16 protein-coding genes, 1 tRNA gene and 1 riboswitch are annotated in these 23,660 nt (G+C 73.8%); of the genes, 4 read left to right on the top strand and 13 right to left on the bottom strand.

The genetic code is table 11. The features are described 5' to 3' along the window. Positions 1 to 35 precede the first annotated feature (35 nt). The 4 genes from ACFWI8_RS26685 to ACFWI8_RS26670 all read right to left on the bottom strand — a co-directional run bounded on the left by ACFWI8_RS26685 (position 36) and on the right by ACFWI8_RS26670 (position 4,881). Positions 36 to 701: a transglycosylase family protein gene (locus tag ACFWI8_RS26685; protein ID WP_387096353.1), complete on the bottom strand. Its 666-nt coding sequence runs from the start codon at positions 699 to 701 to the stop codon at positions 36 to 38. Positions 702 to 704: 3 nt separating this feature from the next. After that, positions 705 to 853: riboswitch (cyclic di-AMP (ydaO/yuaA leader) on the bottom strand. A 323-nt stretch (positions 854 to 1,176) separates the two neighbouring features. After that, positions 1,177 to 2,073, bottom strand: coding sequence for a transglycosylase family protein (locus ACFWI8_RS26680; RefSeq protein ID WP_387096350.1), 897 nt, complete (start codon positions 2,071 to 2,073; stop codon positions 1,177 to 1,179). Between the two features lie 218 nt (positions 2,074 to 2,291). Continuing rightward, positions 2,292 to 3,557, bottom strand: coding sequence for a cytochrome P450 (locus tag ACFWI8_RS26675; protein WP_387096347.1), 1,266 nt, complete (start codon positions 3,555 to 3,557; stop codon positions 2,292 to 2,294). Continuing rightward, positions 3,550 to 4,881, bottom strand: a complete 1,332-nt coding sequence (locus ACFWI8_RS26670; protein WP_387096344.1) for a sensor histidine kinase — start codon at positions 4,879 to 4,881, stop codon at positions 3,550 to 3,552. The genes ACFWI8_RS26675 and ACFWI8_RS26670 overlap by 8 nt, the downstream gene beginning before the upstream one ends. A 162-nt stretch (positions 4,882 to 5,043) precedes the next feature. Here ACFWI8_RS26670 and ACFWI8_RS26665 point away from each other — a divergent pair. After that, positions 5,044 to 5,115 (top strand) — tRNA-Gln (locus ACFWI8_RS26665). A gap of 24 nt (positions 5,116 to 5,139) precedes the next feature. Here the strand turns inward: ACFWI8_RS26665 and ACFWI8_RS26660 are convergent. The 6 genes from ACFWI8_RS26660 to ACFWI8_RS26635 all read right to left on the bottom strand — a co-directional run bounded on the left by ACFWI8_RS26660 (position 5,140) and on the right by ACFWI8_RS26635 (position 13,534). Further along, positions 5,140 to 6,402, bottom strand: coding sequence for a serine/threonine-protein kinase (locus ACFWI8_RS26660; protein ID WP_387096340.1), 1,263 nt, complete (start codon positions 6,400 to 6,402; stop codon positions 5,140 to 5,142). Beyond that, positions 6,399 to 6,986, bottom strand: a complete 588-nt coding sequence (locus tag ACFWI8_RS26655) for a hypothetical protein (RefSeq protein WP_387096337.1) — start codon at positions 6,984 to 6,986, stop codon at positions 6,399 to 6,401. Before ACFWI8_RS26655 ends, ACFWI8_RS26660 begins: the two co-directional genes overlap by 4 nt. A gap of 61 nt (positions 6,987 to 7,047) precedes the next feature. Continuing rightward, positions 7,048 to 8,913, bottom strand: a complete 1,866-nt coding sequence (locus ACFWI8_RS26650) for an N-6 DNA methylase (RefSeq protein WP_387096334.1) — start codon at positions 8,911 to 8,913, stop codon at positions 7,048 to 7,050. 528 nt (positions 8,914 to 9,441) lie between these two features. Then, positions 9,442 to 10,794 carry a carboxyl transferase domain-containing protein gene (locus ACFWI8_RS26645; protein ID WP_387096331.1) on the bottom strand — a complete coding sequence of 451 codons (1,353 nt, stop codon included), beginning with the start codon at positions 10,792 to 10,794 and terminating at the stop codon, positions 9,442 to 9,444. Continuing rightward, positions 10,787 to 12,241: an acyl-CoA synthetase gene (locus ACFWI8_RS26640; RefSeq protein ID WP_387096328.1), complete on the bottom strand. Its 1,455-nt coding sequence runs from the start codon at positions 12,239 to 12,241 to the stop codon at positions 10,787 to 10,789. Before ACFWI8_RS26640 ends, ACFWI8_RS26645 begins: the two co-directional genes overlap by 8 nt. Before the next feature lie 45 nt (positions 12,242 to 12,286). After that, positions 12,287 to 13,534, bottom strand: a complete 1,248-nt coding sequence (locus ACFWI8_RS26635; RefSeq protein ID WP_387096325.1) for an SLC13 family permease — start codon at positions 13,532 to 13,534, stop codon at positions 12,287 to 12,289. 170 nt (positions 13,535 to 13,704) lie between these two features. Between ACFWI8_RS26635 and ACFWI8_RS26630 the strand changes: the two genes are divergently transcribed. Further along, positions 13,705 to 14,448: a FadR/GntR family transcriptional regulator gene (locus ACFWI8_RS26630; protein ID WP_387096322.1), complete on the top strand. Its 744-nt coding sequence runs from the start codon at positions 13,705 to 13,707 to the stop codon at positions 14,446 to 14,448. A 573-nt stretch (positions 14,449 to 15,021) separates the two neighbouring features. Here the strand turns inward: ACFWI8_RS26630 and ACFWI8_RS26625 are convergent. Next, positions 15,022 to 16,437, bottom strand: coding sequence for a hypothetical protein (locus tag ACFWI8_RS26625; RefSeq protein WP_387096319.1), 1,416 nt, complete (start codon positions 16,435 to 16,437; stop codon positions 15,022 to 15,024). 115 nt (positions 16,438 to 16,552) lie between these two features. Next, positions 16,553 to 20,116, bottom strand: coding sequence for a transcription-repair coupling factor (gene mfd, locus ACFWI8_RS26620; protein ID WP_387096317.1), 3,564 nt, complete (start codon positions 20,114 to 20,116; stop codon positions 16,553 to 16,555). A gap of 643 nt (positions 20,117 to 20,759) precedes the next feature. On the opposite strand from mfd, the gene ACFWI8_RS26615 reads away from it, so the two are divergent. After that, on the top strand, positions 20,760 to 22,121 hold the full coding sequence (locus ACFWI8_RS26615; protein ID WP_387096315.1) for an OFA family MFS transporter: 1,362 nt from the start codon (positions 20,760 to 20,762) through the stop codon (positions 22,119 to 22,121). Between the two features lie 123 nt (positions 22,122 to 22,244). Here the strand turns inward: ACFWI8_RS26615 and ACFWI8_RS26610 are convergent, their stop codons facing one another. Next, the gene (locus ACFWI8_RS26610; RefSeq protein ID WP_387096312.1) at positions 22,245 to 22,742 is read right to left on the bottom strand and encodes an OsmC family protein; all 498 of its coding nucleotides are present in this window, start codon (positions 22,740 to 22,742) and stop codon (positions 22,245 to 22,247) included. Between the two features lie 191 nt (positions 22,743 to 22,933). Here ACFWI8_RS26610 and ACFWI8_RS26605 point away from each other — a divergent pair, with 191 nt between their 5' ends. Continuing rightward, positions 22,934 to 23,596, top strand: a complete 663-nt coding sequence (locus ACFWI8_RS26605) for an HNH endonuclease family protein (protein ID WP_387096365.1) — start codon at positions 22,934 to 22,936, stop codon at positions 23,594 to 23,596. Positions 23,597 to 23,660: the final 64 nt, after the last annotated feature.

Genomic DNA, 23,660 nt, shown 5'->3' with positions numbered 1-23,660 from the left:
CCGGGGCCCTGGTGGAGGACCCGCTGGACCGCTCGTCAGAGGGCCAGGACCTGGCCGGGGATGATCAGGTTCGGGTCGTCGCCGATGACGGACTCGTTGGCGTCGTAGATCTCGCGCCAGGTGGTGTCGTGCGCCTCGGCGATGGCGGACAGGGTGTCGCCGGCCTCGACGGTGTACTCGGAGCCGTCGCTCTCGGCCTCGGCGGCCTGCGGGGCGACGTCCTCGACCGTCACCTCGGGCTCGGCCGGGGCGGCCGGCTCGGGCTCGGGGGCCGGCTCCTCGGCGGCACCGGAGCCGCTGGGGTCGATGGCGGGCGACTCGCCGCCCGAGGAGAGCCCGGCCTGGGGGCCGCACACGGGCCAGGCGCCCGGGCCCTGCATGGAGAGCAGCACCTCGGCGGCGGCGATCTGCTGGTCCTTGGTGGCCAGGTCGGCGCGCTCGGCGTACTGGGTGCCGCCCGCGGCCGCCCAGCTGGACTGCGAGAACTGGAGGCCACCGTAGTAGCCGTTGCCGGTGTTGATGGACCAGTCGCCGCCGGACTCGCACTGGGCGACGGCGTCCCAGGTGTCGACGGAGGCGGCGTTGGCGCCGGTGGCGCCCAGCACCGGGATGGCGACGGCCGCGCCGGTGACGCCGGCCGCGGCGGCTATGCGGGTCGGTCGCGACGGACGACGGTGACGGCCCTTGCCCCTGAACAGCATGACGTTCCTTCTCACCGACGCCTACGAGGTGAGCTGTCGGGTTCGGGCGCAGTGAGTTGCCCGGCCACGAGAAGCGTCCGCTCCCCGCGACTTCACCCCTAGCCGGTCGGGCCTCCGAAGGTCACGAAGGTCCGGCACGGCGGCCACGGCCAGGCCCTCCCGGGCCGGGGTCGTGGTGGGTCCCCCGCTCCTGCCTGCGGTGGTGCGCGATGGTGGTCCCCTAGGCCGGCGGCAGGACTCGGCGTTACGGCCTCGGCGCCCGGCGCGAAAACCGGGCGCAGGAAACTAAACACACCGCGCCTAACGGTTCAAGAACGATGAAGATCGCCCATCAGCGGCCACTTGACACGGAAGGGGACCAAGCTCCGCAGGTCACAAGGGAATCGGGCAGCTCGGGGCAGGCTGACACGCATGGGGCGAAAGAGACGATGGTCACATCAGAGGATCGTGTGACAGCAGCCCGGGGCGGGGCACCTCACCGGCCGGTGACGCTCAAGTTGCCCTGCGAACCGCCGAGAACATTGCCCGCATTGTCGCCATTGCCCGATTGGCTGGAGCGGTAGAGGTCGACCCAGCTGCCGGAGAGCCCGTTCTCTCCCGCGATGTCCAACAGCGAACGGCCCGAGCCACCCGCGCCGTTCGACGAGGAACCGGCCCCGGACGAGCCACCACCCCCGCCGGTCCGTGGCGCCTCGGTCGCCTCCGGGCTCGTCTCCACCTCCGGGGTCTCCTCGGGCCCCGCGGCCTCCACCGGGGCCCGCTCGGTGTCGCCCGGGCTCGGCACGTCCAGGTCCCGCAGCCGCTTCAAGAGCTCCCTGATGCGGCCCGTGTCGGAGTCCTCGACCTCCCCGGCCCGCTCGCCGGAACCACCCGACGCCCGCTCCCCGGCCGCCTCGTCGGTCGCCTCCTCCGTCGCGCCGCCGGTGGCCGGGTCCGTGGCCCGGTCCCGCTCCGCCGGCGTGGTGGGCGTCGTCGGGCTCCCGGACGCGTCGGGCAGCGTCGAGGGCTCCTCCCCCGGCGTCCCGGCCGAGTCCTCAGGACCGCCGAACTCCTCCTCGGCCTGCGCCTCCTCGGCCTCCTCCGCCCAGTCGACGTCATCGCCCTGGTCGTCCCTGAACTCCGGCCACAGCCCCGTCAACACCGCGCAGCCGGGGAACGCCTCCTGGCCACGGTCCGCGAGCATCCGCCCGGCCACCGTTATCTGCTGGAACCGGCTGGCCAGATCGGGACGCATCGCGAACTCGAGACCGCCGTACCGCTCCCAGTCGTCCAGCTCGATCTGGAGCCCGCCGTACCGGCCGTTGCCCTCGTTGGCACTCCACACCCCACCGCTCTCACACTCCGCGGCGGTGTCCCACGTCTCGTCACTCACGGCGTTCGCCGCCCCCGCGCTCATCAGCGGCAGGGCCAGCCCTGCGCCAGTGACCCCGGCGGCTACGACGAAGGCCGGAGCCTGTCGCGGACGACGATGACGACCAGTCCCGGAGCGCATCTGAAGGGCCTCCCAAAACGAACACTGATGCGGTTGAGGGGAACCTAGCTCCCCCTGCCTCACGATCACAAGCCGATCCCACAGAGATCACGCGCGGATCACATCACTGACACTCCGTCACCGGCCGACTTCGGCTCAGGGGAGAACTCCACCGGCAGCGCACGCAGCCCTCGCATGATCAAGCCGCCACGCCACCGCAACTCCGCCTCGTCCACCGCGATCCTGACGTCCGGCAGCCGCCGCAACAGCTCCCCCAGCGCCGCCCGCGCCTCGAGCCGGGCCAGCGGCGCCCCCAGGCAGTAGTGGATGCCGTGCCCGTACCCCAGATGCGGATTCCGCCGCCGCTCCAGATCGAGCCGGTCGGGATCGACAAACCGCGCCGGATCACGATCCGCCGCCGCCAACACCACCAGCACCGGCTCACCACGCGCCACCCGCTGCCCACCCAACGTCAGCGGCTCGTTCGCGAACCGCCACGTCGCCAGCTCCACCGGACCGTCATAGCGCAGCAGCTCCTCGACCGCCCTGGTCAGCGCCACCTCGTCACCCGCCGCCACCCAGGCCCGCGCCCGCGCCAACTGCTCCGGATGCCGCAACAACGCCAGCATCCCGTTCCCGATGAGATTCACCGTCGTCTCGAAACCGGCGAACAGCAGGATGAACGCCATCGCCGCCGCCTCCTCCTCCGACAGCTGCTCCCCGTGGTCCGACGCCCTGATCAGCCCCGAGATCAGGTCATCCCCGAGATCCCCCCGCTTCCGGTGGATCAACTCCCCCAGATAGCCGCGCATCCGCTTCACCGCACGCCCGACGCCACCCCGCTTCCCCGACGTGTGCAGCATCATCCCCGCCCACCGCCGGAAATCCTCCTGATCAGCCGCCGGCACCCCCAGCAGGTCACAGATCGCGTAGATCGGCAGCGGAAACGCGAACTCCCCGATCAGATCCGCCGAACCACGCCCCGCGAAACCATCCACCAACCGCCCGGTCAGCTCCCGCACCCGCGGCTCGAACTCCGCCACCCGACGCGGCGTGAACGCCGCCGACACCAACCGCCGCAACCGCGTGTGATCCGGCGGATCGATGTTCAACAGGTGCGTCATCACGTTCGCGCTCCGCTCGCCCGGGATACCCACCCGCCCCGTCGCGTGCTCGGCCGCACTGTGCCGCCCCGGGTTCTTGCTCAACCTGGGATCCGCCAGCGCCCGCCTGGCGTCCGCGTACCGCGTCACCAACCACGCCTCGACCCCGCTCGGCAACACCGCCCGGTGCACCGGCGCGTGCTCACGCAACCACGCGTACGCCGGATACGGATCGGCCGCGAACCCCCGGTCGAACAGCGCGGGACAGACCTCCTCAGCCACCGGCCGCCGCCACCGAACGGTCCGGGATCACCGCCGACACCCGGAAACCGCCACCATCCGTGGGCCCCGACACGAACCCACCACCCAACGCCACCACCCGCTCCCGCATACCCACCAGGCCGTTACCCCCACTCGGCAACCGCGCCCCACCCCCACCGGCCGCGCCACCCCCCGGCGGATCGTTCTGCACCAGCACCGCCACCTCCCCCTCCCGATGCGCCACCCGCACCCGCGCCACCGCACCGGCCGCGTGCTTGTGCACATTGGTCAACGCCTCCTGGATCACCCGGTACGCCGTCGACTCCACCTGCGCCGCATACCCCCGCGGCTCCCCCTCCACCGCGAGATCCACCGTCATCCCGGCCGCCCGCGACTGATCCACCAGCGCCGTCACCTCACCCAGCACCGGACCGCCGTCCTCCGCCGGCTCCCCCCGCTCACCACCGGCCACCGCCGCCAGCTCCGCCAACCGCGACGACGCCTCCGCCGTCGGCGTCGCACCCGACCCGCTCCGCAGCACCCCCAGCATCGTCCGCAGCTCCGTCAGCGCCTGCCGCCCCATGTCCCCGATCAACGACGCGTTCCGCGCCGCCTTCTCCGGATCCTTCACCGCCACCGCCTGCAACGCCGCCGCGTGCACCACCATCAGACTCACCCGGTGCGCCACCACGTCGTGCATCTCCCGCGCGATCCGCCGCCGCTCCTGCTCCCGCGCCCACACCGCACGCTCCTCGGCCCGCTCGGCCAGCAACGCCAACTCCCGCTCCAACCCGAACGCCCGATCCCGCAACGACTCCACAAGCCGCCGCCGCGCCCGCACATACAGGCCGAGCAACACCGGCGGCACCGCCGACACCACCCCGAAGATCCCGGCCACCAACGGCGGGAACCACACCGGCATCTCCTGCGCGCGCAGCCCCTGGTCCTGGTCCATCAGCAGGTAGAAGACGACACTGGTGCCGGTGCCCAGCATGGTGGCCAACATCGCGATCACCCGACGCGGCGCGTCCGTGGTCGCCAGGGTGTACAGACCCACCAGCGCGATGGTGGTACCGGGACAGGCCGGCAGTATCGAGATGGACACCAACACGACGGCCACCGGGTAACGGCGACGCAGCACCACCGAGGCGCTGGCCAACGCCAACGGCAGCACGACGAGCACCGCCGGCAACCCCGTCATCGCAGCGAAACTGAGCCCCCGCGCCAGCGCCTCCCCCACCGCCACCAGTGCGATCCCCACATCGACCGCCACACTGCGGCGCCGCGTCCACCACCACAGCCGAAACCCCCCGGCCACGGCGCCCTCCGCCCCCTGCACATTCATGGCGACCAGCCTAAGCGTCACGCCCGCCACCGCCCCTGGCCATTTCCCGTCCGGGGGGACGACGAGGTTGATCGACGGCGTCGCCTGAAGGGGCGATGGGCTGGCATAGTGTGGGGTGCCGGCCGGGCGGTGCGCGATCACGCGACTCGGCCCGATTCACCATCCCCTGTGGTGTAATTGGCAGCACTGCGGTTTTTGGTACCGTATGTCCAGGTTCGAGTCCTGGCGGGGGAGCCTCTTCCTTCTCGTTTCGCTTGCTCAGCGCTGCTGGCTCAACTGCCGCAGGCAGAGCTGCTCGTCGGCCCGCAGTTGCAGCACGAGCTGGTCATAGGGGCCGCGTTCCAGGGTGAACTCGTGCGTGAGGCGCTGGAGTTCGGGGAGTGCCCGCGCGTACTGGCCGGTGTCGAGCAGGGTCGACGCGTACTGCTTGCGCAGGCTGCGGACGATCGTCGAGCTCTCGCCGTAGCGGGCGGCCGCGAGTGGCAGGGTGCGGCTGAGGAGGTCGGCCACCTGGTGGTAGCGGCCGAGGGCCAGCAGGCGTTTGACCTCGTCGAGGGCCGTGCCGAGGTCGGGTTCCGTGGGGCGGCTCGGTGGCCAGGGGGCCATCGGGTGCCAGAAGGGGCGGGTCGGGTCCATCGGGATGGCCGGTGGGGCCGAGGGGCCCGGCTGGGGCAGCAGCGGGGCGAGGACGGTGAAGACCTGGCCGGTGTCGGTGGGCCTGTCCGCCGGGTCCTTGGCGAGGAGTTGGTGGACGAGGCCGGCGAGCCGCGGTGGCGCGTCGGGCCGCAGCCGCTGCACCGGGATCGGCTCCTCGTGCAGTTTCTTGTAGAGCAGTCCGGCGGCGTTGGGCGCGGTGAACGGGGCCTGGCCGGTGAGGAGTTCGTAGCCGATGGCGCCGAGTGCGTAGAGGTCGGCGGCGGGGCCGACGGGTGGGTCGCCGACGGCCTGTTCCGGGGCCATGTAGACGGGTGTGCCGACCATGGCGCCGGTGCGGGTGAGGCGGGTGTCCTCGCCGTCGCCGCGGACGGCCGCGACGCCGAGGTCGAGGATGGTGGCGCGGCCGTCGGGGCGGATCATGATGTTGCTGGGCTTGAGGTCGCGGTGGACGATGGCGACGGCGTGGACGGCGGCGAGGGCCGAGCAGAGCTGGGCGAGGACGGCGACGGCCCAGGGCCAGGGGTAGGGGTCGTGTTCGGCGAGGTGGTCGGCGAGGTCGGAGCCCTCGATGAGCTGCATGATCAGGAAGAGTTCGTCGCCGTCGCGGCCGGCGTCGTGGATGGCGACGAGTCCTGGGTGGTCGACGCGGGCGGTGGCGCGGCACTCGCGGAGGAAGCGGCGGCGTAGTTCGTCGGGGTCGGTGGTGCCGGAGAGGGAGGCGAGGCGGTCGGCGTGCAGGAGTTTGACGGCGACCCGGCGGCCGCCGAGGGCGACGTCGCGTCCTGACCAGACCTCGCCCATGCCGCCCTTGCCGAGGGGTTCGGTGAGTTCGTAGCGTCCGGCGAGGAGTCGGCCGCCGGTCATGGACGGTCCTGGCGGGGGTCCTGTTGGGCGCGGCGCAGGTACTCGCCGAGTTCGTCGAGTTCGGAGGCGACCTGGCGCATGCGGGGCGAGGTTCTGGGTTCGACGGGCGCGGGCACGGGGGGTGCGACCACGGGTGCGGGTGCGATCACGGGTGCGATCACGGGTGCGATCACGGGTGCGGGTGCCGGGGGGTAGCCGTAGCCGGTGGGGTGGTAGGGGGCCGGGGGTGGTGCGACGGGGTACGCGGGTCCGGTGGGGCGCGGGAAGCGGTCGGCGAGGACGGCGTGGAGGGTGGCGCCGATGAAGTAGGCGACGAGGTAGAAGCCGACGAGGGCGCTGAGGCCGTCGTCGGCGTCGTCCGGGATGTAGGCGACGAGGATGATCTCGGCGGCGGTGAGGGCGCAGAAGAGGCCGAAGACGGCCCAGTCCTGGTTGCGGCGGCGGATGATCGCGAAGCGGAGCGAGGGCACCCAGGCGAGCAGCCCGAGGGAGAGGGTCGGGATCAGGGCGAACGCGACCCGTACGGCGATGGCCGTGGCGCCGGGTCCGGTGGACCGTGGTGGCACGGGTGGCGGGCCGTACATCGTCACTCCCCCCTCGGCAGCTGCGGGCAGGATCATATAACCCGCTGGTCACATCTGGCGGTTAGTCTCCGGGCGGCAGTGTGCCCTCGGTGAGGCCGTCGATGGTGCCCTGGGTGAGCCGTCGGCCGAGTTCGCCGGCGCGGCGCAGCGCGGTCTCGAACGCGGCGAGTTCGGCGAAGCGGCGGCCGTAGCGGCGTTGGGTGGCGAGGGGGAGTCTGGGGACTCGGAGTCGGCGGATGTCGACCCGGGTGGCGCTGGAGGCGTAGCTGCTGGCCTGTCGGGTGTTGGCGGTGCCGCGCAGGAAGCCGGCGAGGAACCAGGGGTTGAGGGCTTCGGGGTCGGGGCGGAGCAGTCCGGTGTGTCGGTCGGGGACGGTGCCGCCCTCGTCGTCGCCGACGACTCGGGTCTGGCGTTCGCCGTCGACGAGGGGGACGAGGACGTCGCCCGGTCTGGCGGGTGGCGGTGGGTCGCCGGCCGCGGTGGTGAGGTGGAGTTCGAGGGCGCCGGCGCGGGCGAGTTCGCCGATGGTGACGGTGGACCAGTGGGGTCCGGGTGCGGCGGCGGTGGCGGGCGGCGTGCCGGGGGCGAGGTCCTGGCCGCGCCGCAGGGTGGCGGTGAGCTCGCGGTGCAGGGCGGCGAGTGCGGCCGTGCCACTGGTCTGGGCGGGTGGCGGCAGGTGGCGGGCGGGGGCGAGGTCGACCTCGTCGTCGAGGAGGTCGATGACGGGCAGGGCGCGGTGCACGCCGGGGCGCTCCGGCAGGTCGCCGGCGCGGTCGAAGTCGTGCCAGGCGTCGAGCACGGTGTGGCGCAGGGCGGGCCAGTCGAGGCCGGTGCGGCCGTGGGCGCGGTGAGCGGTGGCGGTGTCGACGACCAGCAGTCGGGGGTTGGGGGTGGCGCCGGCTTCGGTGTCGGGCCTGCGCAGTACCCACAGATGGAGTGGGAGGGCGTGTGGTGGGGCGGCGCCGGCGGGCAGCGCGATGACGGCGCGGAGCGCGCCGCGGCGGAGGAGGGTGGCGCGGACGCGGCGGCCGGTGCGGCGGGAGGCGGCGGCCGGTGGCATGAGCAGGACGGCGGTGCCGCCGGGCCTGAGTTTGGCCAGGGCGTGTTGGACCCAGGCGAGTTCGGACTCGGCGCGGGCGGGCAGGCCGTACTCCCAGCGGGGGTCGTAGGTGAGTTCGTCGTGGCCCCAGTGGCGCTCGTTGAACGGTGGGTGGCAGAGCACGGCGTCGACGGAGAGGCGGGGGAAGGCGTCGGCGAGGAGGCTGTCGCCGGCCCTGATGTGGACGGTCGCGGTGCCGCGCAGGGCGAGGCGGAGGCCGCCGAGGCGGGCGAGGGCGTGGTCGGTCTCCTGGCCGTAGAGCTCGACGGGCCAGCTGCCGTCGGCGTGGGCGCGGGCGGCGGCCAGCAGGGTGCAGGGTCCGCAGGCGGGGTCGAGCACGGAGTCGGCCGGTCCCGCGATGGCCGCCATCAGGGCGGCGGTCTCGGGTGGGGTGAGGGTGAGCTGGCGGGCGGCGGCGTCGAGGTGGCGGCCGAGGAGGAACTCGTAGGCGCCGGCGGGGCCGAGTTCGGCGGCGAGGGTGGCGGTGGCCGCGGCGAACGGGCCGGCCTCGGGCGGGGCGCTGGCGCCGCGTGCCAGCAGTTGTTCGCCGGCCCGGCCGAGTGCGTCGGAGGGTCCTTCCCGGTCCGACTCGACGAGCTGCCACAGCCGCTCCCTGACGGGGACCTCGGCGAGCTTGCCCTGGTCGCGGAGCCAGCGCTCGATCTCGGGGAGCGAGAAGGTGGGGCTGGTCTCGGTGCCGCCGACCGGGCGCGGGAAGTTCTCGTACCGGCGGCGCCAGTTGCTCACCGCGGCGCGTCCGACTCCCGCGAGTCTCGCGATCCCCGCGGCGGTGACCTCGCTGTTCTCCCCCACCTGTCGCTCTCCCATCGGTCCCCTGGCCGTTTCCCCGACCTTACCGAGCCTCGGGGTCCACATCGAGTTTTTCGTCGCGATGCACCGTCCGCCAATTCGCCTGTTGACTCGATTCACAAGCCATGGTCTGATTCTCGCACCGGCCCACAGGGCCTGGTGGGGCGACCGGCACCGGTGAGGGGTTCCGGTGCCGGCGCCTCGCCGGCGGGGCTGAGCCATGCGGCGCTGTGCGCCGGACGGCCGCGTCCGAAGCGGTTCACACGCGCGGTGCTCCGCGCCCTCCGTACCGAGCGGAACGGGCGCGGAGCGAGCGCGTCCCGCGTCGTGACGGCCACGCACCCGCCGCGTACGGCACGGCACGCAGGGCGAGACATGCCTGGGGATCCGGGCCGCACGCCCCCGGCGCGGTGCGCCGGACGGTAGCGGCCCGCAGGGCCGCACCGGCCCACCGGAACGGGGCACGCGACGCTCAACCGCACAAGCGCACGGCACCGGGCAGCCGCAGCCGCAAGAGCAGCGGGCGGGGCCGCGGCGCTCGGCCGTCTACTCCGGCGCTACGCGCCGGGGGTGGGCGGCGATGCCTCGGATCACGCCGAGGTCGAGGAGGTCCTGCGGGCGGAGGCGGAGTTCGTTGGCGGTGAGCTCGGCGGCGGCCGGACCGCGTTTGAGGATGGCGGCCGCCGCCTCGGGGTTGATGACGGCGAAGTAGCTGTCGGGCGTGGCCCAGGTGTTGCCCGGCGCGGCCAGCGCCAGCGCCCCGCCGGAGCCGCCCTCGCCGATCAGCAGGGAGGTCACCGGCACCGGGGAGGTCGCGACGGCCGCGAAGAGGTCGGCGATGGCGGGGCCGGCGCCGGCGCGTTCGGCCGCCGCGTCGTTGGCGGCGCCCGGCGTGTCGACGAGGGTGAGGACCGGGATGCCGAGCCGGCCGGCGAGGCGGATCAGGCGGGTCGCGGTGCGGTAGCCGGCCGGCGTGGTCCTGGTGCCGCACTGGGCCGCGTAGGCGATGGTCCGGCCGGCGCGCCGGCCGAAGCCGGCCAGCAGGCCGGGGTCCACGCCTCCGCAGCGGTCCCCGCTGATGGGGGCGCGGGTCTCGAAGTACGCCTCCAGGTACCGCGGCGCGCGCGGGCGCGTCGCGGCGCGCGCGCCCTGGACGGCGGCCCAACCCGTCGCGGGCGGCACGGCGGCGCCGAGCGCCGCGGGGGGCTCCGCCGGCTCCGCCGAGGGGGAGGTGAGCAGGGCCAGGTAGCGGCCGAGCGTGCCGGCCAGTTCGTCGGGTGCGACGATCGCGTCCAGGTGACCGGCGGCCAGCTGCGCCTCGGCGGTGTACGCCGCCGGGTCGGCGTCCGCCGGCCGCACCCGGGACCCGGCGAAGCCGATCTGTGCGCCCGGCAGCCCGAGGATCACGTCGGCGCCGGCGCCCAGCGTGGCCCAGCCGCCGCCCGTGGTCGGGTCCCTGGCCACCGCGAGCTGCGCCAGGCCGGCCGCCCTGGTGAGCGCCGACTCGTGGGCCACCCGCTGGAGTTGGGCCAGTGCCCGCATGCCCTCCTGCATCCGGCTGCCGCCGGTGGCGATCAACGAGACGACCGGCAGCCGCCGTTCCCTGGCCGCCGCGTGCGCGGCGGCGAGCCGGTCGCCGGTGCGCTGGCCGAGCGAGCCGCCGAGGAAGCCGAACTCGAAGGAGACGGCGACCGCCTCGCGGCCGCCGATCCGCGCGATCCCGCAGACCACCGACTCGGTCTCGCCGGTCGCGGCCGTCGCCCGTGCCCTGGCCTCGTCGTAGCCGGGCCAGCCGAGCGGTCCTTCGGGCGACGCCGGGGGCCCTTCGGGTACCGGCAGCTCCTGGAAGCTCTCCGCGACGGCCGCCAGCGCGGCCCTGGCCGTCAGCCGCTCAGCCATGGGACCCGAGGGCGCGCTTCATGATCTTGCCCATCTCGTTGCGCGGCAGGCTGTCCATGAACCGCACGGTACGTGGTCGTTTGTGCGGGGCCAGTTCGCGCGCCACGTGGTCGGCGAGCGCGTCGGCGGTCGGCGGTGCGGCGGGGTCGGCCGGCACCACCCAGGCGACGATCCGCTCCCCGAGGTCCGGGTCGCTCTCGCCGGTGACGGCCGCCTCCCGCACCCCCGGGTGGTCGAGGAGGGCGTTCTCGACCTCGCCCGCGCCGATCTTGTAGCCGCCGCTCTTGATCAGGTCGGTGGCCCGTCGTCCCACGATCCGCACCGCGCCGTCCGGCTCGCGGGCCGCCAGGTCGCCGGTGCGGAACCAGCCGCCGGGCGCGAACGCGGCGGCCGTGGCGTCGGGCCGGTTCAGGTAGCCGGTGAACAGGCTGGGGCCGCGCAGCTGGATCTCGCCGACGGTCTCGCCGTCCCACGCGTCGAGCTCCGCGCCCGCCTCGTCCACGAGCCGCAGCTCCATGCCGCGCAGCGGCAGCCCGACCGTGCCGGTGCGCGGCGGCCCGTCGACCGGGACGGCGGTGGTGATCAGCGTCTCGGTCATGCCGTACCGCTCGATCACGGGCCGGCCGGCGGCCGCCGCGATCCGCCGGTGGTCGGGCAGCGGCAGCGCCGCGGAGCCCGAGACCAGCAGCCGCGCCCCGGCCAGCGCCTTGGCCAGCGGCTCGTCGCCGGCCGCCAGGGCCTCCGCGATGCGGTGGTACATGGTGGGCACCCCGAACAGCACGGTGCCGCCGGCGGTCAGCTCGCGGGCCACGCCCTCGGTGTCGAACCGGCCGAGGTGGCGCAGGGCGCCGCCGCGCCGCAGCGGGCCGAGGACGCCGAGGATGAGACCGTGCACGTGGAACAGCGGCAGGGCGTGCACCAGCACGTCGTCCTCGGTCCAGCGCCACGCCTCGGCGAGGCCGTCCAGGGTGGCGGCGACCGCGCGGCGCGGCAGCACCGCGCCCTTGGGCGGCCCGGTGGTGCCGGAGGTGTAGACGATCAGCGCGGGCGCCTCGTCGTCGGTCGGCTCGGCCGGCGGCGCCACGGGCGGCGCCGCCAGGTCGACGGCGTGCCGCGGCAACGCGGCGAGCGGCGCCGGGAGTTCGACGCCGGGCGCGGTGAGCACCAGCTCGGGGGCGCAGTCCGCGACGATGTGGGCCAGCTCGCGTTCGCCGCTCTTGGGGTTGAGCGGCACGGCCTCGACGCCGGCGAGCAGCGCCGCGACCACGCCCACCGCGGTCTCGGCGGTGGACGTGGCCCAGACGGCGATCCTGCGATGTCCCGCCAGCTCGGCGGCCAGCGCGCCGGCCGCGCCGGCCACGTGGGCGTAGGAGAGGTCGGGTCCCGTGCCGAAGCGCAGCGCCGGGCGGTCGGGTCCCGCGGCCAGGGCGGGGAACAGCGACGGCATGTGGGGTGTCTCCCTTGTCCTTGGGATCGGGTCCTTGTGGGGTGGTCAGACGAGTTCGGGGATGGCCACGAAGGCGAGCCAGACGACGGGCGGCACGGCGGCCACGATCACCCCGCCGTAGACCATCAGCTGCCGGAAGAAGCGGTCGCGGTCGACGTCGGGGGCGGCGGCCAGCACCAGCGCGCCGTTGGTGGAGAAGGGGCTGACGTCCACCACGGTGGCCGAGACGGCGAGCGCGGCGATCATGCCGGCCGCGCCGATCTCCCCCTGGAGCAGGAACGGCACGGCGAGCGGGATCAGCGCGCCCATGATGCCGACGGAGGACGCGAACGCCGAGACGATGGCGCCGATGTAGCAGATCAGGACGGCGGCGAGCAGCGGGACGCCGATGTCGCCGACCGCGTTGCCGGCGTACTCGATGGTGCCCATGGCCTCCAGCACCCCGACGTAGGTGAGCACGCCGCAGATCAGCAGCACGGTGGGCCAGGCGATCTGGGTCACGGCCTGCCGGCCGACGGCCGGCCAGGCCACGTTGAGCAGCACGGCGAGGGTGATCGCGGACAGTCCCGCGTCGAGTTCGAAGACCAGCACGGCGACGACCAGGGCCACCAGCGCGACCAGGGTGGCGGACTTGGCCGGGTCGAGGCGGGCGGCCTCCCGGTCGCGTTCGTCGTCGGCCGCGGCGGCGCCGGTGAGCCTCAGGCCGCCGAACAGGACGAAGACGACGCCGGCGATGAGGACGTTGACGACGAGGCTGGCGAAGAACAGGCCGAGTTCGCTGCCGGGCAGCCCCTCGCGGTCGACGATGCCGTTGACGATGGTGCCGTAGATGCTGATCGGCGAGAAGCCGCCGCCCTGGGCGCCGTGCACCACCATGGCGCCCATCAGCAGCGGGCTGATGGCGTAGCGGGCGGCGAAGCTGAGCGCGATGGGCGCGACGATGGCGACGGCGGCCGGGGAGAGCGCGCCGATGCCGGTGAGGATCGCGGTGATCGCGAACATCACCCAGGGGATCAGCGATATTCGGCCGCGGACGAGGCGGATCGCGGCGTGCACCACCCAGTCGGTGGTGCCGTTGGCGCGGGCGATGGCGAACAGGTAGGTCACGCCGACCAGCACCACGAACAGGTCGCCGGGGAAGCCGGCGAAGATGCCGTCGGTGTCGAGGTCGGCGACGAGTTCCCCGACGCCGAAGGCGGCGGCGAAGGAGAGCACGCCCATGTTGATCGAGCGGGTCGTGGCGATCACGAAGACCACGACCAGGACGAGGATGGAGATGAGTTCGGGGGACAACGGGGGCTCCTCCCCTTCAGCTGCGGCCGCCATTGGCCGAGTGGCTGAACCACAGTGGAGCGGCTGGAAAGCACCGTCAAGGCTCTCGACGAAATTGGTCCAGCCACTTGGCCTCTCGGCGCGGTCGGCCCGGTGCTACCCTGCGATTCAGCCGGTGGGAGGGGCCAGCGATGTCCGAGGCACTACGGCCGATGTCCAGGCCGCGTCTGTACGAGCAGGTCGTCGACCGGCTCCGGAGCTACGTCGGCGAGGCCGGCCTGGCGGCCGGGGACCGGCTGCCGGCGGAGCGTGACCTCGCGCAGCGGCTCGGGGTGAGCCGGGCGTCGGTCAGACAGGCGATCGTGGTGCTTGAGGTGCAGGGCCTGGTCGAGGTCAGGCACGGCGGCGGCACCTACCTGCGGCGGGACAGCCTGGACGCCGAGCCGGTGGAGCGCCTCGTCGAGCGCCGGCGCCGGCTGCCGGACGTGCTGGAGGCGCGGGAGGCGCTGGAGACCAAGCTGGCGGAGCTGGCCGCCGAGCGGCGCACGGCCGAGGACCTGGCGGCGCTGCGGGCGGCGCTCGCCCACATGTCCGAGGAGATCGGCGCGGGCGGGGACGGCGTGGAGGGCGACCGCCGCTTCCACGCGGCGGTCACGGCGGCGGCGCACAGCGGGCTGCTGGCCGAGTTCATGCGGTCCATAGCGGAGCAGATCGCGGAGAGCCGCACCGAGTCCCTGCGCCAACCGGGCCGGCCGGCCCGCTCGTTGGCCCAGCACCGGGCGATCCTGGAGGCGATCGAGTCCGGCCACCCCAAGGCGGCGGCCAGCGCCATGCGCCGCCACGTCCGCACCGTGGCGAAGGTCCGCCTCCTCACCTGGGAACCGGACCCGCCTGCCGGCGTACCGGTCCGAAGGACCGACGCCCCGGAACGGTAGTTCACGTCGGACGCCAATCGCCGGGCGGCCGCGGCCGGCCTGCGGCCCACCGGCCCGAAGGAACAGCTGGCCGGCGGCACCGCACGGTTCGACGGGCCACAGCCGCCGGGGCGCCAAGCGACCCGGGCCTGCGCCCCCATCGGTCCGAAGGACCGATGCCCGGAACGGTTGGGGACGGACGCAGGCCACCCCACCGGTCCGAAGGACCGTCGATCCGGCACCGGGCGCACGGCCGGCGGCGGCCCGGATGCGCACTCGGCCGCAGGGCCCTGAGCTGCCCAGCGACCGGGCCTGCCGGCAGGGGGCGCCCACGGCCCGACTCGTGGCGCTCGGCGGGCAGCCGCAACGGTCGCGCCCGCCGCGCGCGAGCGCGCAAGGCCCGGCCGGCCGACGGCCCCTTCGGACCGGCGGCCGGCAGGCCGAGCGGGCTCGTGGCACTCGGCGACGCCCACGTCGTCAGACGGTCGGCGGCCAGCCGCACGGGTCCCCTTCGGCTCCGCCCGCCGCGCGCGAGCGCGCAAGGCCCGGCCGGCCGACGGCCCCTTCGGACCGGCGGCCGGCAGGCCGAACTGGCTACTTCCGGAGGAACCACGTCGAGAGGGCGCGCCAGCGGCCCGGTTGGCCGCGGCGGGGGTCGCCGGGGGGCGGCGGGGGCGCGGTCGGGTCGACGGCGGCGCCGGGGACCGGCATGAAGGCCGGCGGTTCGGCCGTGGTGTCGGCCGGCACGCGGGTCGGCGACATCAGCGGCAGCTCGACCGGCATCCGGACCACGTAGCTCGGGCCCCACGCCAGGTCGCGCTCGTCGATCGCGAGCCGCAGCGCCGGCAGCCGGTGCAGCAGCCGCCGGACCGCGCAGTCCACGATCAGCGTGCCGAGTTCCTGCGACGGGCAGGCGTGCGGTCCCGCGCCCCACGCCAGGTGGGCCCGGCTGGCGCGCAGCGCCTCCTCCTCCACCGGCCGCACCGCCGGGTCGAGTCCGGAGGCGGCCATCGAGACGATCACCAGGTCGCCGGCGCCGATCTCGTACTGCCCCAACGTGGTGGGGCCGGTAGCCCAGTTCATGAAGACGTTGTGGACCGGCGGGTCGTCCCACAGCACGCGGTTGGCCGCCTCGGCCACGGTGACGACGCCGGACTCCACGTCGCCGCGCAGCCGGTCGTCCGTGACCAGCCGCAGCAGCGTGCTCGCGATCCACGCCGAGGTGGGGCCAAGACCGCCCTGGAGCAGCACCCGCACCTGGTCGGCGACCTCGTCGGGGTCGAAGACGCCGGTGCCGTACTGCGCGATCAGCCAGGAGGTCAGGTCGGCGCCCGGCGCCTTCAGCTTCTCCTCGACCTGCTCCCGCATCAGCTCGTCCAGGCGCCGCGCGGCGGCGGCCGCGCCGGGGCCCGCCTGGACGATCTCGAGCACGGTCTGGGAGACGGCGGTCGCCCGCTCCTCCGGCAGGCCGAGCAGGCCCATCATCACCAGCATCGGCAGCGGCTGCGCGTACCAGTTGACGACGTCGACGGGCCCGAAGGCCGGGAACGCGTCGATCAACTGGTCGGCGAGGTGGTCGACATAGCCCCGCGTGTGCTCGGGGTGCAGCCCGGCGAGCGCCTGCTCGACCGGCGCCCGCAGCCGCCGGTGCTCGACGCCGTCGGCGGAGAACATGTTGCGGCGGCGCTCGGTCTGCTGCACGAGCGGGTGGTCGGGCACCCGGCCCTCGACCTGGTCGCGCCACCAGCGGGAGTCGTGCGTGTACACGCCCGACCGGTTGTTGAGGACCTCGACCTGTTCGCGGTGGCCCAGCACGAGCCAGCCCTGGAAGCCACCGCGCTCGTCCACCTCGACCGGCACCACCGGCCCGTACTTCTCTCTCAGGTTCCGGTAGAAGCCGACCGGGTCGTTGTCGAACTCGGGCCCGTACATGGGGACATGGCTGGCCGGAGCGCCGGCGCGCGGCGGCCAGGGGGTGCCGTCGGGCATCAGCGGGGCTGGGGAGGTCATGGAACTCCGAACGGTGATGGACAGTGCGTCACGGGTCGGTAGGTGATCGTATTACCTCAACTCCCTTGTGAGGGGGCCGATTCGGCCTTCCTCACCCACTCTCCCCGCCCGCCGCTCAGGAACCGGGGATGGTGGTCAGGAACTCCCCGGTCCACGCCAGCAGTTCACGCCCGGCCAGCGGCTTTCCGCCGATCCGCGCCGTGGTCGGCCGCGGCACCAGCACCTGGCGGGTGGCCCGCTTGACGACGGAGCCCGGGTAGACCCGGTTCAGCCGCAGCTCCTGCGACTCCCGCAACTCGACCGGGGAGAACCGGATCCGGCTGCCCTGAAGCGTGATGTCCGTCACGCCGCAGGAGCGGGCCAGCATCCGCAGACCGGCCACCAGCAGCAGGTTCTCGGTCGCCTCCGGCAACGGCCCGTACCGGTCGGTCAACTCCTCCCTGACGGCCCGGATGTCCTCCTCCGTGTTGGCCGCCGCGATCGACCGGTACGCCTGGAGCCGCAGCCGCTCGCCCGGCGCGTAGTCGTGCGGCACGTGCGCGTCCACGGGCAGCTCGATCTTCACCTCGAGCAGCTCCTCGGCCGGCTCGGCCGCCCCTCCGGCCTCCAGCGTCGCCCGGTAGTCGGCCACCGCCTCGCCGACCATCCGCACGTACAGGTCGAAGCCGACGCCCGCGATGTGCCCGGACTGCTCGCCGCCCAGCAGGTTGCCCGCGCCGCGGATCTCCAGGTCCTTCATCGCCACGTACATGCCGGCGCCCATCTCGGTGTGCTGGGCGATGGTGGCGAGCCGCTCGTGCGCGGTCTCCGTCAGCGGCTTCTCCGGCGGGTAGAGGAAGTACGCGTAGCCGCGCTCCCTGCCCCGGCCGACCCGGCCGCGCAGCTGGTGGAGTTGGGAGAGGCCGAAGGTGTCGCCGCGCTCCACGATCAGGGTGTTGGCGTTGGAGATGTCGATGCCGGACTCGACGATCGTCGTCGACACCAGCACGTCGAACTTCTTCTCCCAGAAGTCCACCACCACCTGCTCGAGCGCCGACTCGCCCATCTGCCCGTGGGCGGTGGCGATCCGCGCCTCGGGCACGATGGCGCGCAGCCTGGCGGCCACCCGGTCGATGGACTCCACCCGGTTGTGGATGTAGAACACCTGGCCCTCGCGCAGCAGTTCGCGCCGGATCGCGGCGCCGATCTGCCGCTCCTCGTAGGCGCCGACGAACGTCAGCACCGGGTGGCGCTCCTCGGGCGGCGTGGTGATGGTGGACATCTCGCGGATGCCCGTCACGGCCATCTCCAGCGTGCGCGGGATCGGCGTGGCGGACATCGTCAGCACGTCCACGTTGGCCCGCAGCTTCTTCAGCTGCTCCTTGTGCTCGACGCCGAACCGCTGCTCCTCGTCGACGATCACCAGGCCGAGGTCCTTGAACTTCACCTCGGACGAGAACAGTCGGTGGGTGCCGATGACGACGTCGACCGAGCCGTCGCGCAGCCCCTCGAGCACCGCCCTGGCCTCCGTGTCGGTCTGGAAGCGGGAGAGCGGGCGCACGTTGACCGGAAACTGCGCATAGCGCTCCGAGAACGTGCCGAAGTGCTGCTGCACCAGCAGCGTGGTCGGCACCAGCACCGCCACCTGCTTGCCGTCCTGCACGGCCTTGAACGCGGCGCGCACCGCGATCTCGGTCTTGCCGTAGCCGACGTCGCCACAGATCAGCCGGTCCATCGGGACGGACTTCTCCATGTCGTCCTTGACCTCGCCGATGGTGGTCAGCTGGTCGGGCGTCTCGGCGTAGGGGAACGCGTCCTCCAGCTCCCGCTGCCACGGCGTGTCGGGGCCGAAGGCGTGCCCGGGGGCCGCCATCCGCGCCGAGTAGAGCTTGATCAGGTCGGCGGCGATCTCCTTGACGGCCTTGCGGGCCCGTGCCTTGGTCTTGGTCCAGTCGGCGCCGCCGAGCCGGTGCAGGGACGGCGCCTCGCCGCCCACGTACTTGGTGACGAGGTCGAGCTGGTCGGTCGGCACGAACAGCCGGTCGCCGGGCTGGCCGCGCTTGGCCGGCGCGTACTCGACCAGCAGGTACTCGCGGGTCGCCCCCTGCACGGTGCGCTGCACCATCTCGACGTAGCGGCCCACGCCGTGTTGCTCGTGCACGATGTAGTCGCCGGCGGTCAGCGTCAGCGGGTCGAGCGTCTTGCGGCGGCGGGCCGGCATCCGGGTACCGTCGCGGCCCGCCGTCTTCTGCCCGGTGAGGTCGGTCTCGGTGAGCACCGCGAGACGCAACCCGGGCGCCAGGAAGCCGTGCTCGACCGCCCCGCAGGAGACCTGGACCACGGACGGCGCCGGCTCCTCCGTCAGCGCCGGCACCAGCCGGGCCGCGATGCCCTCGCCGCCCAGCACCTCGACGGTGCGGCTGGCCGGGCCCTGCCCCTCGGTGAGGTAGACCACCCGCCAGCCGTCGGCCAGCCAGCCCTTGGTGTCGGCCAGGGCGCGCGCCGTGTCGCCCCGGTAGCTCTCGGCGGCCCGCAGGCCGAGCCGCAGCACGTCGTCGCCCTCGGCGAGGGACTCGTCGCCCGACGCCTGCGAGAACGGCGAGACCGACCACCAGGGCATGTCGAGCTCGGCGGCGCGCTCCCGCACCTCGGCGAGGCCGCGCAGCGAGGCGGCGCCGACGTCGATGGGCGCCTCGCCGGTGTCGGACATGGCGGCGGCCGCCCAGGACGCCTGGAGGAACTCCTGGCTGGTGGCGACCAGGTCGGCGGCCCTGGTCCTGACCCGCTCCGGGTCGCAGACCACGGTCATCGCGCCGGCCGGCAGCACGTCGATCAGCAGCTCCATGTCGTCGACGAGGACGGGCGCCAGCGACTCCATGCCGTCGACCGCGATGCCCTCGGCGATCTTCCCGAGCAGCTCGTCGAGCTCGGGGTGCTCACGTGCCAGCTGGGCGGCGCGCTCCCGCACCTCCGCCGTGAGCAGCAGCTCACGGCACGGGGGCGCCCACAGGCCGTGCTCGGCGACCTCCAGGGACCGCTGGTCGGCGACCTTGAAGTAGCGGATCTCCTCGACGTCGTCGCCCCAGAACTCCACCCGCAGCGGGTGCTCCTCGGTGGGCGGGAACACGTCGAGGATGCCGCCGCGCACCGCGAACTCGCCGCGCTTCTCGACCAGCTCGACCCGGGAGTAGGCGGCGGCCGCCAGCGCCTCGGTGACCTGGCCGAGGTCGGCGGTGACGCCGGCCCGCAGGCTCACCGGCTCCAGGTCGCCGAGCCCCTTGACCTGCGGCTGCAGCACGGCGCGGATCGGGGCCACGACCACGGAGACCGGGCCGGTGCCCGGGTCGTCGGCGCGCGGGTGCGCGAGCCGGCGCAGCACGGCGAGCCGCCGGCCGACGGTGTCGGCGCGCGGCGAGAGCCGCTCGTGCGGCAGGGTCTCCCAGGCCGGGAACTCCACGACGGCGTCGGGCGCGGGCAGCAGCGAGCGCAGTGCGGCGGCCAGGTCCTCGGCCTCGCGGCCGGTCGCCGTCACCGCCAGCACGGTGCGCCCCGCGCCGGCCAGCGCCGCGACGGCGAGCGGCCGCGCCGCGGGCGGGCCGACCAGGTCCACGTGCCGCCGCCGCCCGTCGGCGGCGGCGGCGACCGCCTCGTCGAGGGCGGGGTCATGACGTACGGCGTCGAGCAGACCGGCAAGAGACATCAGGCACGCTTCCGTATCCGCGACCAAGCCACGGCTTGGCATCCAGTGGGCTGAGCTCCCTCGCGTGCCACGCGCACGCGGGCACCACGAAGGCCCCGACACGGATCCTCCGGCCGGGTCCACCCGACGGGCCCCACGGCGCCGCCGGACAAACCTCAAGAGTACGCGCCCACCACGGTGACGCTGGCGCGCGGCCAAGCCACGCCGGCCGCTGGCCGGCCGCCCGCCGAGCCCCGGCGCGGCCGCGCCGGCGGTGGCTCCGCACGCGCGCCGGAAAGCCACACCCGGCCGCAGGCCGGAGCGGCGACCGGCCACGCGACCGGCACGCGCCGCAGGCGCCGAGGCGACCCGCCGGCCGGCACGGAGGGCGTGGCCGGCACGGCCACATCTCTCCCCCGGGGTCCGGCCGCTGCCCTTACCCGGCGCCCCGGCGCGCCACCACCGGCCGAAGGCCGGGGCCGTACCGCCGCGCGGCGACGCGGCTCGCGGCGGCCGCGCCGCGGCCGCCCCGCTGCGCCCCCGCAGGGACACCGTTTCGGCACATCCTCCAGGCAACCTCCACCGCACACCCCGCCCCCACTGGTCGACGGTTCAACTACGTTCGGTGGCCCCTCGCCGCTCACCCACCGGAGGTACACCCCCCATGGCCGGAGGCTGGCTGGACCGCTCCCGGATCGTCGCGCCGGCCGGCTGGAACCGATGGCTGGTGCCGCCGGCGGCTCTCTCCGTGCACCTGGCCATCGGACAGGCGTACGCGTGGAGCGTCTTCAAACCGCCGCTCGAGGAGGCGCTGGGCCTGAGCGGCACGCAGAGCGCGCTGCCGTTCCAGCTCGGCATCGTGATGCTCGGCCTGTCCGCCGCCTTCGGCGGCACCCTGGTGGAGCGCAACGGCCCCCGCTGGGCGATGTTCGTCTCCACCGTCTGCTTCTCGTCCGGCTTCCTGATCTCCGCCCTCGGCGTGCTGACCGAGCAGTTCTGGCTCGTGGTCCTCGGCTACGGCTGCGTCGGCGGCGTCGGCCTCGGCATCGGCTACATCTCGCCGGTCTCGACGCTGATCAAGTGGTTCCCCGACCGTCCCGGCATGGCCACCGGCATCGCCATCATGGGCTTCGGCGGTGGCGCGCTGATCGCCTCGCCCTGGTCGAGCGAGATGCTCGACGCCTTCGGCAGCGACACCGACGGCATCGCCACCGCCTTCGCCGTGCACGGCGTGGTCTACGCCGTGTTCATGTCGCTCGGCGTCTGGCTGGTGCGGGTACCGGCCGACCCCTCGCCCTCCGCGGCCGCGATGGCCAGGGCGAGCGCCGGCACCGCCGCCATCCGCGTCTCGGCGAGCACCGCGCTCCGCACGCCCCAGTTCTGGTGCCTGTGGGTGGTGCTGTGCTGCAACGTGACCGCCGGCATCGGCATCCTGGAGAAGGCCGCGCCGATGATCCAGGACTTCTTCGCCGACACCGACGCGCCCGTCTCGGCCGCCGCCGCGGCCGGCTTCGTCGCCCTGCTCTCGCTCGCCAACATGTCGGGCCGGATCGCCTGGTCCTCCACCTCGGACCTGGTCGGCCGCAAGAACATCTACCGCCTCTACCTGGGCGTCGGCGCGCTGCTCTACCTCACCCTGGCGCTGGCCGGCGACGCCGCCACGCCGGTCTTCGTCGTCGCCGCGCTGCTGCTGCTCTCCTTCTACGGCGGCGGCTTCGCGACCATCCCGGCCTACCTGCGCGACCTCTTCGGCACCTACCAGGTCGGCGCCATCCACGGCCGGCTGCTCACCGCCTGGTCGGTGGCCGGCGTCCTCGGCCCGCTGATCGTCAACGCCATCGCCGACAGCCAGGAGTCGGCCGGCAGGACCGGGCCCGACCTCTACACCCTGTCCTTCGTCGTCATGATCGTCCTGCTGGTGATCGGCTTCGTCGCCAACGAACTGGTCCGCCCGGTGGCCGCCAGGCACCACGAGCCGCAGCCGGCGCCCGAAGCCGCCCCGGAACCGAAGGAGGCCACCCGGTGAACCGCCGCGCCCTGCTCCTCGTCACCTGGCTCTGGGTCGGTGTCCCCCTGACCTACGGCCTCGTCGAACTCGTCCGCAAGGCCACCCAGTTGTTCACCGGCTGACCCTCGCCCGTCCCCCAGGTCACCCGCGGACGCGGATCTCCGGGGTGTGGCGGACCGGGAAGTTGACCGAGTTGGCGATGAAGCAGGCCCGGTGCGCGTCCTCGTGGAGCTCGGTGGCGGCCGGCACCATGGACTCCTCGGCCACCGTGACCACCGGGGCGAGCACGACGTCCGTGAAGTGTCCCGCGATGCCCGCGCCCTCCTCCATCGTGCCGCGGGCCACGTCCTCGTAGCCCGTCACCACCACGCCCTTGAGCGCGCAGAGCGCCAGGTAGCTCAGCATGTGGCACTGGGAGAGCGCGGCGACCAGCATCTCCTCGGGGTTCCACCGCTCGGGGTCGCCGACGAAGGTCCTGTCGGCGCTGGCCACGATCATCGTCGGCTTGCCGGCCGCCGTGATCTCGGTGTCGCGCGAGTACGACCGGTATCCCGCCGTGCCCTCGCCCGTGTTGCCGGCCCAGCGCACCGTGACCGCGTAACCATGCTCTCTGATGTTTGGGCCCCTGGTTCTGCTCATACGCCCCAGTATGGCCGGCTCCCCACCGCGCCACGGGACCTGACGGCGCGTGACGCGTACACGTCTTTGCCGAGTCGTTACCTGAAGCACGCCACGCAGAAACGTTCAACCGACAGCATGTCCCTCGCGTTACCACACGGCTCCACGGAGCCGAACCCGCCCCCACGATCAGGGAGTTCGCGTTGCCCCACATACGCAGCTCGATCCGCGCCGGCTCGGTCTACGCGCGTCGACGCCTTGGCCTGATAGCCGCCCTCACCGGCCTGATATCCATCGCCGCCCTGTTCAGCGGCCCCTCCGCGCAGGCCGCCCTCCCCACCCCGGTCAGCGCGGCCACCGCCCGCTCCTACCTCGCCTCCCTCACCGTCGCCACCGAGGACCGCACCGGCTACAACCGGGACCTGTTCCCCCACTGGATCACCCAGAGCGGCTCCTGCAACACCCGCGAGGTCGTCCTCCAGCGGGACGGCACCAACGTCGTGACCGACTCCAGCTGCGCCGCCACCAGCGGCCGTTGGTACTCCGTCTACGACGGCGCCACCTGGACCGCCGCCTCCGACGTGGACATCGACCACCTGGTCCCGCTCGCCGAGGCCTGGGACTCCGGCGCCGACTCCTGGACCACCTCCCGCCGCCAGGCGTTCGCCAACGACCTGACCCGGCCGCAGCTCATCGCCGTCACGGACAACGTCAACCAGTCGAAGGGCGACCAGGATCCGGCCCAGTGGATGCCGCCGCTCAGCAGCTACCGCTGTGTCTACGCCCGCGCCTGGGTACAGGTGAAGTACTACTACGGCCTGTCCGTCGACTCGGCCGAGAAGAGCGCGCTCACCTCCATACTGAACGGCTGCTGATCCCGAGCTCATCCCCCCACGACTCCGGCGGCTGACGGGAACGCCCCCACCGTCGAACGGACCC

The organism is Streptomyces sp. NPDC127098 (genome assembly GCF_042722465.1).
Classification (GTDB): Bacteria; Actinomycetota; Actinomycetes; order Streptomycetales; family Streptomycetaceae; genus Streptomyces; species Streptomyces millisiae.
The sequence above is the reverse complement of the archived record's forward strand: the minus strand, read 5'-3'. Positions and strand labels throughout refer to the sequence as shown.